The organism is Bifidobacterium sp. SKU (genome assembly GCF_026016405.1).
Classification (GTDB): domain Bacteria; phylum Actinomycetota; class Actinomycetes; order Actinomycetales; family Bifidobacteriaceae; genus Bifidobacterium; species Bifidobacterium bifidum.
On the sequence record NZ_CP092890.1, the window covers coordinates 1,824,066 to 1,838,466 of the forward strand.

Annotated in this window: 9 protein-coding genes; 3 read left to right on the forward strand and 6 right to left on the reverse strand. The window is 63.7% G+C overall.

Annotated features, from left to right (window positions below):
- Positions 1-58 precede the first annotated feature (58 nt).
- Positions 59-5,941 carry a beta-N-acetylglucosaminidase domain-containing protein gene (locus MMB49_RS07780; RefSeq protein ID WP_047270829.1) on the reverse strand — a complete coding sequence of 1,961 codons (5,883 nt, stop codon included), beginning with the start codon at positions 5,939-5,941 and terminating at the stop codon, positions 59-61.
- A gap of 230 nt (positions 5,942-6,171) precedes the next feature.
- Here MMB49_RS07780 and MMB49_RS07785 point away from each other — a divergent pair, with 230 nt between their 5' ends.
- Positions 6,172-7,251 (forward strand): ribonuclease H family protein, encoded by a 1,080-nt coding sequence (locus MMB49_RS07785; RefSeq protein WP_047270831.1) that lies wholly within the window; start codon positions 6,172-6,174, stop codon positions 7,249-7,251.
- A 150-nt stretch (positions 7,252-7,401) separates the two neighbouring features.
- Positions 7,402-8,100 (forward strand): ribose-5-phosphate isomerase RpiA, encoded by a 699-nt coding sequence (gene rpiA / locus MMB49_RS07790; RefSeq protein ID WP_003814612.1) that lies wholly within the window; start codon positions 7,402-7,404, stop codon positions 8,098-8,100.
- Between the two features lie 170 nt (positions 8,101-8,270).
- On the opposite strand, the gene MMB49_RS07795 is transcribed toward rpiA, so the two are convergent.
- Both MMB49_RS07795 and MMB49_RS07800 read right to left on the reverse strand, forming a co-directional pair.
- Entirely contained in the window at positions 8,271-8,360 is a 90-nt protein-coding gene (locus MMB49_RS07795; protein WP_003817716.1) for a 30S ribosomal protein bS22, read from the reverse strand.
- Positions 8,361-8,484: 124 nt separating this feature from the next.
- Positions 8,485-9,114, reverse strand: a complete 630-nt coding sequence (locus MMB49_RS07800) for a hypothetical protein (protein WP_047270834.1) — start codon at positions 9,112-9,114, stop codon at positions 8,485-8,487.
- Between the two features lie 85 nt (positions 9,115-9,199).
- On the opposite strand from MMB49_RS07800, the gene radA reads away from it, so the two are divergent.
- Positions 9,200-10,600 (forward strand): DNA repair protein RadA, encoded by a 1,401-nt coding sequence (radA, locus tag MMB49_RS07805; RefSeq protein WP_013390212.1) that lies wholly within the window; start codon positions 9,200-9,202, stop codon positions 10,598-10,600.
- 141 nt (positions 10,601-10,741) lie between these two features.
- Here radA and ribF read toward each other — a convergent pair whose 3' ends face one another.
- The 3 genes from ribF to rbfA form a co-directional block, all read right to left on the reverse strand.
- Positions 10,742-12,001 carry a bifunctional riboflavin kinase/FMN adenylyltransferase gene (gene ribF / locus MMB49_RS07810; RefSeq protein ID WP_047270837.1) on the reverse strand — a complete coding sequence of 420 codons (1,260 nt, stop codon included), beginning with the start codon at positions 11,999-12,001 and terminating at the stop codon, positions 10,742-10,744.
- Positions 12,002-12,187: 186 nt separating this feature from the next.
- Positions 12,188-13,480: a tRNA pseudouridine synthase B gene (locus MMB49_RS07815; RefSeq protein ID WP_082247810.1), complete on the reverse strand. Its 1,293-nt coding sequence runs from the start codon at positions 13,478-13,480 to the stop codon at positions 12,188-12,190.
- Between the two features lie 42 nt (positions 13,481-13,522).
- Positions 13,523-14,107: a 30S ribosome-binding factor RbfA gene (gene rbfA / locus MMB49_RS07820; protein WP_003814603.1), complete on the reverse strand. Its 585-nt coding sequence runs from the start codon at positions 14,105-14,107 to the stop codon at positions 13,523-13,525.
- Positions 14,108-14,401: the final 294 nt, after the last annotated feature.

Here is a 14,401-nt window from a genome sequence, read left to right on the forward strand (position 1 = left end):
GGCTCCCCTCCTTGGATTGGAGGGGAGCCCCTTGGGTTATCGGCTAGTCAGCCTGCCGTCACGCCTCGCGGCGGCGACGGGCGTAGGCCATGGCGCCCAGGCCAGCACACGTGGCGAGCGCGATGATGATCGCGAACACCTGCACGTCGGCGCCGGTCTTGGAGATGTCGTCACCCTTATGAGTGCCGCTCTGGGTTCCGTCGCCCTTGTTGTCACCGGGTGCCTGCGACTTGAGAGTCAGGCCCTTGATGGCGGCTTCAAGCGCGTCGGCCATCGCGTCGACCTTGCTCTGCTGGTCGATGGTCAGTCCGCGCTTCACGGCCTTCTTGGCCGCCTCGAACTTCGCCACCGAGTCGGCGGTGTAGCCGCTCAGGTCCGAGGGGACCTTGGCGAGCAGGTCATCGATCTTGCCGTAGTCCGCGGACTTGTAGGCAAGCTTGGCCTCGGCGGCTTCGAACGCCTCCTTGGCTTCGGTGAACTCGGCAATCCCGACTTCGCCTTCACCGGCGGCGGCCAACTTCTTCAGCGCCTTGTAGGCGTCGGAGTAGGCCTTGTAGCTGGCGTCGGTGTAATAGCCCTTGTCGTTGTCCTTGAGCTTGATGCCGTCCACGTAGTCCTTGACGCCGGTGGCGCGGGCATCCAGCTTGGCGACCGCGGCGTCGATGGCGGCGACGCGCTCGGCGAGCTCCTTGACGGTGCCGGACTTGTACAGCGTGTCGAGACCCTTGACGACCGGGTCGGAGGTGGTGTCGTCCTTCGCGGCGAGCAGCTTGGAGAGCGCCTCGTAGCTGGCCGTGGTGTACTTGGACGAGTCGACCTTGCCGGCTTCGGCGACCTTCGCCTTGAGTTCGACGGTGGAGACCAGAGCCTCCTTCGCCGCCTTCATGGCGTCGATGTTCTGCTGGTTGAGGCCGGCATCCCCCTTGACCTTGTCGCTCTTCGCCTTGGCGATGGCGTCGGTCAGGGCCTTGTAGCTGTCGGTGGTGTACTCGCTGCCGTTAACCTTTTCCATGTCGGCGATGGTCTCGTCGAGCACGGTGGTGTCGGGCGGCGTCGTGGTGCGCACCAGCGCGTTCTCGGCGGCGGTCAGCGCGGTCAGCGCGGCGGCCACCGAATCGGTGGTGCCGTCGACCAGCTTCGCCTTTGCGGCCTTGAGCGCGTCGGAATACGCCTTCCACGAGTCGGCGGTATAGTTCGCCTCCACGTAGTTGCTCTCGTGCGCGATCTGGGCCTTGAGGGCGGCGACGTTCACCAGCGCGGTCTTGGCGGTGGTGTAGTCGGCGGTCGCGGTCTTGAACGCGGCCGGCTTGGTGCCGTCGGTGGCGATCAGGGTGTCGAGCGCCTTCTTAGCGGCCTTGAAAGCCGCGTAGGAGTTCGTGGTGTAGTCGGCCTCGTCGATCGTGGCGAAGCTGTCGACGGCGATCGTCGCGAGCTCACGCTGGTAGGTGGAGTCCTTCAGCGCGGCGAGAGCGTCCTCGACGGCCTTCTTGAGGCTTGCGGCGTCTGCTGTGGACAGGTTGGTCGTGTCCTTCAGCGCTTCCTTGACCTCGTCGAGCGCGTCGGTGTACGCGGTGAACGTCACTGTCGTGTAGAAGTGGCCGTCGTTGGTGACGGCTTCGTCCACGAGCTTGCGCAGCGCGGCGACCGCGGCGGCGTCGGCCTTGGTCTGCGCGGCGTCGATGGCGCTTTGCACGGCGCTGGCTGCGGCGTCGATCGAAGCCTTGCCGACCAGCGGGCTGCCGTACACAGCCTGGGCGGTGGCCTTGGCCTCGTCATACGCGGTCTTGGCGTTCGCGGTCCAGGCGGAAGTGTCGACGGTCGCGTCGATCTTCGCCTTGAGCGCCGCCTTGGCCGTGGTGATGTCGGCGTCGGTGTCGGCCGAGTCGAGCGTGATGAACTCGGAGATCTCGGGGATGGCGTTACCCCACGCGATCTTGACGCTGAGCAGCTGCTCGCCGTCCGGCACCTTGAACTCGTTGATCGCCTGTTCCAGCGTTCCGAACGTCACCTCGGAGGTGGAGCGGGCGGCTGTACGAGCCGTCACACCGGAAGTGGTTCCGGTCGCCGCGTCGTACACCGTACCGGTGACGGTCGCGCCACTGGCGGCACCCGACTGCACGATGCGGAACGACTTGATGTCGCTCGGGTCATCGATCTTGTAGGTCAGGGAGCCATTGGCCGCACTCGGCTTGTACGTGGTGGTCAGGTCGCCGTCGATCATGTTGCTCGGCGCGTGGCCGCGCTCCTCGACCTTGGTGGCGGAGAACGCCGCGTTCGCCTCGGTGGAGACGTAGGCGCCCTGATTCACCATGAACTCGTTGAACGCGAGTGCACGCTGCGGGTAGTCGGCGGTGGTCAGCAGACGCAGGTAGCGCATGCCGGTGCCGTTGGCGATGTCGTCCTTGCCGTAGTAGAAGACGTTCGGGTAGTTGGAATCGGTCTTCTTGTTCGTGTCGCTTATGTCGCCGAACGCGGTCGTGGTGTCGGTGTCGGACACACCGTCGCCAATCTCGAACGCGTCAACCCAGGTCTTGCCATCGACGGACATCTGCACCTTGGTGTCGCGGATGTAGTCGTACTGCGTGTCCTGCGTGTAGATGCGCAGCGAGGTGATGTCGATCGGCTGACCGAGATCGAACACCGCGGTGTTGCCCTGTCGCGGCTGGCCGGCGAACTTGATGACCGTGGTCATATCGCCGTCGAACGCGTTGCCGCTTTCGCGGGTGTCGGTTCCCCAATCGTTGCGCTTCTGGATGTCGGATGAGACCAGCTTGCCGAACTTGCCGACCGTGGAAAAGCCGACCTTGAGCTTGTTGACCGAGAAGGCCGCTCCGTCGGTGTCATTGATCACGCGCACGTAGCGGGCGGTCTTGCCCGTGAGGTTGCCCGGCTCGACAGTGGTCCAGACGAGTCCGTTGTCGGAGATCTGCAGGCTGGGGTTCGCGTTGCCGGTGTTCAGTTCGACGTCGGTCAGATCACGGATCGCCAGCAGATCGAGTCCGGCGTACTGGCCGCCGTCAAGCATCGTGTGCGATTTGTCGAACAGCTCCGCCGTATTGGCGCCCAGCGTGGCAGTGTACCCGTGCTGCGTCTTGTTCGTGTACACCGACTTGAGCGGGTCGGCGGTCTCGGGCGGGGTCACGGTGATCTCGGCCACGCGCCACCACACGTTCTTGGCGGCGGTGTTGCGGATGCGTACGTAGCGCCCGGTCACGTTGCCGCTCACCGTGGAGGTGACGTCGTCGCTCAGGTCGCCGAGCTTGGTCCAGGTGGCCTTGTCATCGCTGACCTCGACGACGCCCTGGCTCGGACGGTCGTCGGGGCTGGAGGCATGACCGGTAATCGTGACCTCGCCGATCGGCTTGCTGGAGCCCAGATCGACGATCACGGCCGCGCCGGCCGCGATCTTGTCGCCGTTCGGGTCCTTGAGGTAGGTGATCGTGGACGGGTTGCCGTCGATCATCTGCTCCTTGGTGCTGCTGTAGGTGGCGTTGAGGTTCTCCAGCTGCACGCCGGTCGCCGTGTACGGAGCGAGAGTCTCCTTCTCGACCTTGTTGACGTCGATGCCCTTGATGCCGAGCCACAGGTCATCGCCGTTGTCGGCGGTGGCGATCAGTCGCACGCCGGTGACGCCGGTGATGTTCAGACCGGTGACTTTGATCGGCTCCTCGGAGCCCTTCGGGCGCTCGAACGTCGCATCCGGCACGTCGGTCCAGTTCTCGCCATCCGTGGTGGTCTGCAGCTTGGAGTGGTAGAAGTGGTTCTTGCCGCCGTTGAACGCGAAGCGGATGTTCTTGAGCGTGCTGGCCTTGCTGAACTTCACGCCGACGTAGTTGCCCTTGTGCAGGTAGTTCGGGTTCTGGAACACCGTGACCGTGCTGTCCTTGCCATCGAAGATGTCTTCGATCGAACCGGAGGTCGGCGTGGTGAACACGTCGCTGATGTACGTCTTGGTCACGACGTTCGGGTCGGCCTCCTGCTGCACCTTGTTGGACAGGTAGGAGTCCATCGCCTTGATGAACGGCACGATGTGCTGCACGCCGACCTCGGCGTACTCGGTGTGGTTCACGTAGTAGAAGCCGTGCTTCTTGGACGCGGCGAACGCGGACTGCGCGTCGGAGTACTCCTTGAGCGTCGAGGATGTGTCGCCGTTCAGCGCGGCCTCGATGCCCGCGATGTAGGCGAGCGCGGCCTTGGTGGTGTCATCCCAGCAGTCGATCCACGGGGCGATCTGCTCGTTGGCGTCCTGCCCGGTGTAGTCCTTGCCGATGTCGCCGAGCATCTTCGCATCGCCCTTGGCGCGGTAGGTCTTGGCTGCCTTCTGCAGCGTGACGAACGCGGCCTTGATGTCGGTCAGGTCGTGGGCGGTGATGGTGCCGTCAGCCAGCTTCGCCTTGGCGGCGGTCAGTGCGGGAGCCAGGTCCACGGACTCCTGCAGCGCGGTGACGCGCGAATCCATGTTCTGGTTGATGGTGTGCTTGGACAGCTCACGCAGCGCGTTCGACGCGGCGGTCGGCACAGCGGAGTTGTGGTCGACAAACGAGAACGAATCCTGCCATGCCTGGTCGGCCTCGCTCTTGCTCCGCCAGATGTTCCACGAGTAGGTGGCGTTGCCGAAGATGCCGACCTTGCTCGGCTCGGACTGCTGCATCGGGTTGAGCACGATGCCCTGGATCTTCGACGGGTCGACGCCCGGATGCAGGAACGTGTCGTAGCCGCCCATGATCAGGTGGCTCTTCGAGTTGTCGGAGCACGGCCAGTTGATCCACATGTAGGGGCCGCGACCGACGTTCGAGGTGAACGTGTCGGTGAAGTTCTGCGAGACCTCGCCCCAGACGCGACCGCCGGTCATGACGATCTGCACTTCCTTGGGGAAGTTGGCGAAGTAGCTCATGCCGTTGCCCATGTATTCCTGCGTGACGAACGGCAGCGTGGTCTTGAGGTCCGGGTAGGTCTTCTTCATTTCCTTGAGCCACGCGACCATATCGGTGAGCAGCTTGGTGTAATTGTTACCGCCCACGTTCGCCGCGTCATCGGCCAGGATGGCGATCTGGCGTACGCCGACCCCGATGGTCTGCGCGAACTTGTCCTGCAGCACCTTCAGATCGGCCTGATAGTTCGCCTCGGAGTTGAACCGAATCGCGTTGCTCATGAACGGGTGCAGAGCGAACACGAAACGCGTCTTGGAGGCGTTGCCGGCATCGGCGAGCGGCTTGATCTTGGTGTCGAGCTCGTCCTGCGTGTACAGCGTACGCCACTGCGAGTTGTGCTTCGGATCGTCCTTTGGGGCGTAGAAGTACGAGTTGAGCTTGTAGTAGCCGCCCCACTTCATCAGGTTGATGCGATCCTGAGTGCTCCACGGGTTGCCGTAGTAGCCTTCGATGAAACCGCGGCTGACCACGTCGGCGTAGTCGGTGACGGTGAAGTTGCGGATCGTCAGGCTGTCGATCTGGCCGAGCACCTGGTACAGGGTGGTCAGGCCGTAGAAGCTGGCGTCGGTGTCTTTACCGAGCACGGAGATCGTGCCGTTGTCGGACTTGAGGAAGTATGAGTCGGTCTTGTCGAAGATGGCGGAATCCGGGCTGTACTTGCTTTCGATGGCAGTCTCGGCCTTGCCATCGGAACCGTTCACGCCCACATAGACGTTGGTCTTGCCGCTGACTGCGGCGTCGGATTCGGTGACGTTCAGGTTCTTGAGCGCCGCCACTTCGTCCAGTCGGTCCTGGGTGGCTTCATCGATGTCATCGTCATAGATGACGTTGATGTCGCGAAGAATGTACTGTCCGCTGTCATAACGGATCGAATGCGGCTTGGGGTACAGCGTGTATTCGGTCGCCGCCGTATCGCCGCCTGCCGCGTACGCCGTCTGCACGCCGATGGCCACTGCCGGGCTCAACGACAGAGCCGCGGCAAGCAGGCCTCCTAATGCCTTACTGCGCATACTGGGGTTCCTTTCCTTGTCCGGCACTGGGGACGCGCCGGCTGAATCTCTCATCATTGAATTATTCGTCACCATGCTGCTTTGCATCATCGTGACACGGGGACTCGTGTGAGTTCATCATTGGTCAGTATTCAGTATATATAATTAACAAAATATCGCGACGTTTTCGGTCGTGTCGCAGCCCATCGGCGATTCATGGCCGTGACACGGCGTGCGTTACTGTTGTTGTCATGACCATCACCGTATCGACAGACGGAAGCGCCCTGGGCAATCCGAACGGCCCAATGGGCTGGGCCTGGGCCGACCACGAACTCAACATGGCACATTCCGGCGGCCATGAGCACGGCGGCGACTGCGATGCCGGCGGCGCCACGAACGGCACGAATCAGATCGGCGAATTGTGCGCAGTGCTGGAGGCGCTGCGCGCACATCCCGGCGCGGAGCCGCTGGTCATCGAGACCGACTCGCAGTATGCCATCAACTGTTCCACCAAGTGGGTGCACGGGTGGAAGAAGAACGGCTGGAAGAACTCGCAGAAGAAGCCTGTGAAGAACGCGGCGCTCATCAGGGCGATCGACGCCGAGCTGTCGCGCCGCGCCGGCTCGGTGAAGTTCGTGTGGGTCAAAGGGCACGCGGGCAACGCCGGCAACGAGAAGGTGGACGACCTGGCTCGCACGTATGCCGGCGACTGCCGCAGCGGCGTGCAGGAGGGATATCTGCCGAAGGAGGGATGGCAGTCGCTGCTGGCTTCGGAGTATGCCAAGGGAACTGACGTGCCGGATGATGCGCAGATGCTGCTGGACGGCAAGATTTCCACGCAGGAGTACCATCTCGGGCGAGGCGGGGAATCGGGTGAAGCGGGAGCCGAGCACGAATCGGACGGCGACAACGTCGCAAAGCGAATCCGCAAGCCATCGTTGGCGGAGCTGCTTGCCGAACCCGAAGGCGTGCCCGACTACGGCGAGACCCAGTCGGACACATCATCCACCACTGCGATGTTAGTTCCTACTGTTCCCATGACGACCGAATCGGACGCGACCGTCGCACTGTCATCGAATTCGGCACAGGCCGAGGACACACAGTCCGGCAGCTCCACACGCCCTGTGGCCGAACCTGCGGCGCCGCGGCTCTCACCGACCGCCCTCACCGCGTCGGGCACGCTGCGCTTTACTCCCCCGCCATCCACCAGCCCGACATATGACGGACGGCCGCGCATCATCCACGGACTGGTTCGCGTGGACGGATATGTGAACGGCGACGGCACCATCACCCTCGACAATGCCGCGTTCTATACGGACAAGCAGGGATAAGCAGCCGAATGGCGACGGTTCTCCTCCCAAAACCCGGACGAACGGCGGTGACGTTCCACGAACCGGATACTATAGAGGTGGACTTCAATCCCAAAGTTTGAAGCATGTTTCCCTCCAAGGGGAATGCACGGACATTTCAAGGAGTACATGATGGACAAGGCACAGCAGGATGCACTGAAGAAGGCGGCCGGCATCGAAGCCGCCAAGCTGATCGAGAACGGCATGATCGCCGGTCTCGGAACCGGTTCGACCGTGCGTTTCCTGGTCGATGAGCTCGGCCGCCGCGTCAAGGAGGAGGGCCTGCAGTTCACCGGCGTGACGACCTCCCGTCGCACGCAGGAGCAGGCCGAAGGTTACGGCATCAAGATCGTGGACATCGATGATGTGGATCATATCGACATCACCATCGACGGCGCCGACGAGGTGGACAAGAACTTCAACGGCATCAAGGGCGGCGGCGCCGCACTGCTGTGGGAGAAGATCGTGGCCACGAACTCCAACAAAATCGTGTGGATCGTGGACGAGTCCAAGGTCGTCGACACCATCGGCAAGTTCCCGCTGCCGGTCGAGGTGATTCCGTTCGGCGCCGGCCACGTCATCAAGCAGTTCGAGGCCAAGAACTACAAGCCGGTGCTGCGCCTCGACGCCGACGGCAAGGAAGTGCGCACCGACGAGAACAACTTCGTCGTGGACCTGCATCTTGAGCGCATCGACCACCCGCAGGATCTCGCCGAGGACCTGATCAACACGGTCGGCGTCGTCGAGCACGGCCTGTTCCTCAACATGGTCGACAAGGTCATCGTCGGCGACCCCAACGGCCCACGCGTAATGACCAACGGCAACAAGTGACCTAACGCGGCGAATCGCCGCCTCAATCCCGGCGCCGGCAGCCCCCCCCCCCCATCGGAGTCTGCCGGCGCTGTCATATCCAGTTCGCTTCCGCCAGCGGGGAAGAGAATGTAAAAGCCCCGCGGCCGACAGGGTCGCGGGGCTTTGTGTGCGCGCTTGCGAGCGAACGACTACTTGCGCTGGTGGCGAGTCTTACGCAGCATCTTGCGGTGCTTCTTCTTGCTCATCCGCTTGCGGCGCTTCTTGATGACCGAACCCATCGTCAGCCTCCCTTAGTACGTTAAAGATTGCAACTTGCCCAATAGTACACGTATTGAGGGACTTACGCATCCGCGCGTTCCATTTCCGCCATGAATCCGCAAATCACCCCGAATTATCACGAAATCACAGCGGGAACGGCTCATAGAACCGCAGCACGGATTCCTTGGAGCCAGTCACCTCGAACACGGCGGTATCGTTCTGCCACAACGCCGTCGCGGTCTTGCCGTCCTCACTGTCGGCCCTCACCGTGTAGCTGCCGGTGCTCTTGCCCGACACCTTGACGTCCCCGGACTTCAGCTCCTTGCCGGTCAGGTTCTTCGCCAGCTCGTCGTACTGCTTCTTCACGGTGTCGGAGTCCGACCATTGCGCGACGATGACGGTCACGTCCTTCGCCGACTTGCCCGTGGAGTACGTGAGCGTGTACTCCTCCAGCGGCGACGCGGACTTCCAGGTCTCGCTGGCGCCCGCCTTGGTGCGCGCGTAGTTGAGCACGCTGTCCGGCATCGCCTTGAGCAGTTCGGATGCGTCATCCGGCAGCGCGGTGGCCTTGATGCTCGGCTTGGTAGGCTCGGCGGCGGTCTGCTGCTGCACCTTCGTCACTTCGTCCGTCTTGTTCAATGCCCAACCGGGCCATACGAACGCGGACAGCAGCGCAAGCACGACGACCAGCGCGGCGACGATCATCACGACGATCAGCTTGCCGCGCGATGCGGAACTACCGTGCGGATAGGAAGGGGATTGAGTCTTTGCCATGCTGTGATTCTCTCACGCGCATACGACGCAACGGCATCGTTTCGCCGGCGACGTCGGCGTGCCGCTTTGTGCTAAGGTCTGCGGTATGGTGAAGTCGGCGACGCGATATGTATGCAGCGAATGTGGTTGGGATGGTCTCAAATGGGTGGGCCGCTGCCCGCAGTGCGGGCAGTGGGGCACCGTGGAGGAATTCCACGAGGCCCGTCCCGCCGCATCGTCGTCGCGCACCGCGGCGCCGGGCCGCACCTCACGCACGCAGGCGGCCGCGTCCATCGTCAGCGCGGCGACGCCCATCACCCAGATAGACACGTCCACGGCGTCACGGCTGTCCACGGGTTTCGGCGAGTTCGACCGTGTGCTCGGCGGCGGCATCGTGCCCGGCTCGGTCGTGCTGATCGCGGGCGAACCCGGCATCGGCAAGTCGACACTGCTGCTGGAGACCGCCGGCAACATCGCCGCAGGCCAGCCCAACGGCTCGGTGCTGTACGTCTCCGGCGAGGAATCGCAGGCGCAGGTGCGGCTGCGGGCGTCGCGGGTCAATGCGATGGAGCAGAACCTGCTACTGGCGTCCACCACCGATCTCGCCACCGTGCTGGGGCTGATCGAGCGGACGCGGCCGACACTGGCGATCGTGGATTCGGCGCAGACCATCGTCTCGCAAGACGTTGATGGCATCTCCGGCGGCTCCACGCAGGTGCGCGAGGTGGCGAGCGCGCTGATCGACACGGCGAAGACGCTGAACATCCCCGTGCTCCTGGTCGGGCATGTCACCAAGGACGGGTCCATCGCCGGCCCGCGCACGTTGGAGCATCTGGTGGATGTGGTATGCCAGTTCGAGGGCGATCCGGAAACGGCGCTGCGTATGCTGCGGGCGGTGAAGAACCGGTTCGGGCCTACGGATGAGGTCGGGTGTTTCGATATGAGTGGCGAGGGCATCGAGGAGGTCAGCGATCCCTCGGGACTGTTCCTGTCGTCCGCCGACGAACGTGTGGAGGGCACGTGCGTGACGTTCACGCTGGACGGCCATCGCAGCCTGCCCATTGAGATTCAGGCGCTGGTGACCAGTTCCGTGCTGCCGACACCGCGACGGGCGGTGGTGGGGGTCGAGACGAACCGCATCGCTATGCTCACCGCCGTGCTGTACCGACATGGCAAGGTGAACCTGCTGGCGAACGACCTGTATGTATCGACGATCGCGGGAGGACTGGCGAAGGAACCAGCCTGTGATCTGGCGATTGTGGCGGCGCTGGCCAGTGCGGCCAGGTCGAAGCCAATCGCGCGAGACACGTGCGCCATCGGCGAGATCTCCCTGACCGGGCAGATTAGGCCGGTGCCGCGGCTGGAGCACCGGCTGCGCGAGGCCGCGCGGCTCGGGTTCGCCACGGCGGTGGTGCCGCCGATGCGCAAGCGTGTCACCATCGAGGGGCTGCGCATCGTAGAGGTGACGCATCTGCGCGACGCGCTGGAGTCTCTGGGCGTCGTCTGACAGTGACGGTGACGGTGACGACACGGCACGCGCAAGATACGCGAGGCACGATAGCGGCGCGATTCAGCGCATGCGAGCCTATGCCGATACCGTTCGGACGCAGGTGGAGAGACCGGCGTCTGTCGGGCGCTCCTGCCGCGCTCAACGCGCGGAGGTCAGTTCCCTGGTCTCCTGGACATTGCGCGTCAATTCGTCCTTGAGCGCATCGGCACTGTCGAATTTCACCTGCGGGCGCAGGAATCCCGCGAATTCGACGCGCACATCGTGACCATACAGGTCCAGCCATTCGTCGGTGACCGCGTACGCCTCGACCACCCGCTCATTGAGACCGGTCTCTTCGTTGAAGGTCGGCTTCGTGCCGATGGAGATCGCTGCCGGCCACCGGTAGGGTGATTCGGCGGCGAGCCTGGCCTTGGATGAGCCAGAATCATACACGCGCGGAATCACCGAGGCATTGCCGCTGCCGCTGTTGCCGTCGGAGGCATTCTCGTCGGAGTCGGCGGTCGCTCCCGCCGCGCCCAAATCGATCAGCCAGCCGGCATACACGCCATCCACCGGAATATAACCGTCAATCATGCTCCCCAGGTTCGCCGTCGGGAAACCGATTGTGCGGCCGCGCTCCTCGCCGTGCACCACCGTTCCCTCGATGGCGTGCGCATGGCCGAGGATCTCGTCGGCGGCCTTGATACGACCATGTGCGAGCAGGTATCGCACGTTCGTCGAGCTCCACACGCGCACTTCGCGCCCCTGATGCTTCTTGCTCCACGCGCGCAGCTGCGCCTTGGTCATGCCTTCGGTCGGATCCACAGGCTCCCCAGGCTCGCTCGGCATCTGCGGGGTGACGTCGGCCGGCACACGCACATGACCTGGGCCGCGGTCGTCAACGATCTCAAGCTCGAACACGCCGGTGGCCTGCGCGAGGACTCCGATGGCCTTCACATCGCCAGCGCGGTTGGCGCCCATCGCCGCATCCGTTCCCAGCACCAGCGTGCGCATGCCCAGTTTGCCGACCATCTGGCCGAGGAAGAACCGATATGATTTCGCGGCGAACGCCAGCGTATAGCGCACGATCAGCACATGGTCCACGCCAAGGTTCTCCAGCGTCCGCAGCCGCTGGTCGACGCTGGTCAGCGCCATGGGGTCGCGGAAGCCGTCGCCTGGCTCCTGTCCGTCATGGGCGGCCGCGTACGCGTGCACGACACCGGGACGCGGGTCGAACATCACCACCACGGACAACGCCTTGTCGGCCTTGGCGAGTTCCACCGCTCGGCGGATGACCGCCTGATGGCCGCGGTGCATGCCGTCGAACACGCCGACCGTGACCACGGATTTCCTGTTGGCACTCAGCGTCGGCCATTCGACCAGCCCGGAGGCGTCCGGGGCAAGAGTCGTGATTTTCATGGGTGATGGTGTTCCTTACATGTTGCGCCGTATATGCGGCTTGTGGGCATGGTTCCGGCCTTCCATGATACCCGCCACCAGTGCGGCTGCGCCACCGAATGATGAACTGATTTGCATCATGCCGTCCCGATGCCGTCACTGTGTGCGTGGACGCACAGCGTGACGCACCTCGCACACAGTGACGCATTACGCGCCAAATACGGTGGCCGGCTTGGCCTCGCCACGCTTGGCGCGCTCGACGAGCGCCACCACTTCCCCGCTCTGCGGCAGATACGCGGCGGCCGTACCGTGGATGTCATAGGGGATACGCCGGCCGTACCGCAGGTTGACGGCGTCCTGATCGGTGATGGCGAGCAGCGGCATGGTGCCTCGCGCGGCATCCAGCATCGTCAGCGCCTTGCCTGCGAGCTCGTCGCCAATCACATCGAGCACGGCGCGGTTGCGGGACTGGTGGTTGCCGTTGCGGTCGGTGTACTCGCGTGTCTCCACGTGCGCGGTGATGACATTCGGCGAGGAGACGTCGAAACCGCCCACCCGCGTGCGCCGCAGCCGTATCAGGTGCCCGCCGACTCCCAGCGCCGCGCCTAGGTCGCGCCCAAGCGCGCGGATATATGTGCCCGCCGAGCAGCTGACGCGCACATCGACGTCGATCACCGGCGTCGCCTCCGCGTCATCCCGTTCCGTCGTTGCCAGCCCGTCCGCCGCCGAGACGAGCGGAAGTCCTTGCTGCCGCGTCGGGGCATAGCCGAACCGCACATCCAGCACACCGAACGCGCTGACGGTGATCCGACGCGCCTTGAGCTGCACGTCCTTGCCGTCGCGGGCCAGATCATAGGCACGTTGACCGTTGATTTTGATTGCGGAGAACGTGTTTGGCACCTGCTCGATGCTGCCGGTGAGCTGCAATGCGATGATGTCATCGATACGGTCGCGCCACAGCTGCTGGCAATCCGGCAAAAACGCTTCCTGATGCGGATGATACGCGGAGCCGTCATCCGCGACCTTTGCGGCTGCCACGACCGAACCCTTGGCCGCGTTCGCAGGCCCATTCTCGCCAGCCGACTGAGGCCCACCGGCGACCGGCAATGCCAGCAGCTCTTGCCAACGCTCGGGCGAGGTAGCCGACAGCAGTTCGCCATCGGCATCGTCGGTGGTGGTGGACTGGCCGAGGCGAATCGTCGCCTCATAGGTCTTGTCGTGTTCGACGATATGGTTCAGCAACCGCGTGGCGTTGCCGAATCCGACGACCAGCACGCCGGTGGCCATCGGGTCGAGGGTGCCGGCGTGCCCCACCTTTTTCATATGCAATGCGCCGCGCGCAGCCGCGACGATGTCATGACTGGTGACGCCACGCGGCTTGTCCACGACCAGCAATCCCGACGTAGGAGTCGCCGGCGCGGCGGAGCCAGCCACAGGCGCGGCTTCCGCAGCCACGATCGGAGCCTGCTCGCCGCCCGAGGCTTCGGGTACGGTCCCCATCAGTGAATCCTCTCCCGTCTCGCAGAACCGCTGATATGCGGCTCAGCGGTCGCCCGTTGCCTCGTCCGCCGCGTTCTCGGCGTCATCTTCCAGGGTCTCGACGCCGATGCCGTTGCCTTCGACGTCGTCATCGTCGAGGTCGTCCGCGTACTCGTCGTACTCGTCGTCATCGTCAAACTCGTCGTCATCGCGCTCTTCAGGATGCTTGTACGGGTCGGCGTCGCCCGCGTACTGCGCGGTCTCGCGCGCCTTGGCGATCTCCTCGTCACGCTTGTGCGCGACAGCCAGGATATCCTCGATCTCATGCGCCTCGCTCGGCACCTCGTCATAGATGAACTGCAGCTGCGGGGTCAGTCGCAGACCGGCTTTGGAGCCGACCAGCGAACGCAGCCGCCCTTTCGCCTGATCGAGCGCCTGCTTGGCGCGCTTGCGCTCCCCCTGCTCGCGCCCATCATGCCCAAGCTGGGTCCAGTACACCTTGGCGATCTGCAAGTCATTGGTGACGCGCACATCGGTGATGGTCACGCTCGCAAGCCGCTTGTCGTGCAGCTGAGCTTCCATCGACGACGCGATCACCCGTTGGATCAGCGCCGCGACTCGTGCGGCGCGCGGGTTCGTTCCTGCCATAAAAATCCTTTTCCTCGATTGCGCGGCGAACCGCTGACAATATCACTCGTATCATATTCGCACATCCCCTACTCGAAGGCTCACAGCGAATCGTTCTCAATAAGAAACATGCGAGGATTGCGCACATTAGCGCACAATCGAACAAAACCGAAAAGCCCGGAGTTCCGGCCATCAGCAGCGAATACTGTTCATTGGCGAAAAACGGGGGGGTCGCACGAACCGTAATGAAAATGGTTCGCTGCGCCCGTCCGCGAAAAAGCGGCGGACACCCGAAAGCGCCCGCCGCCCATGTCC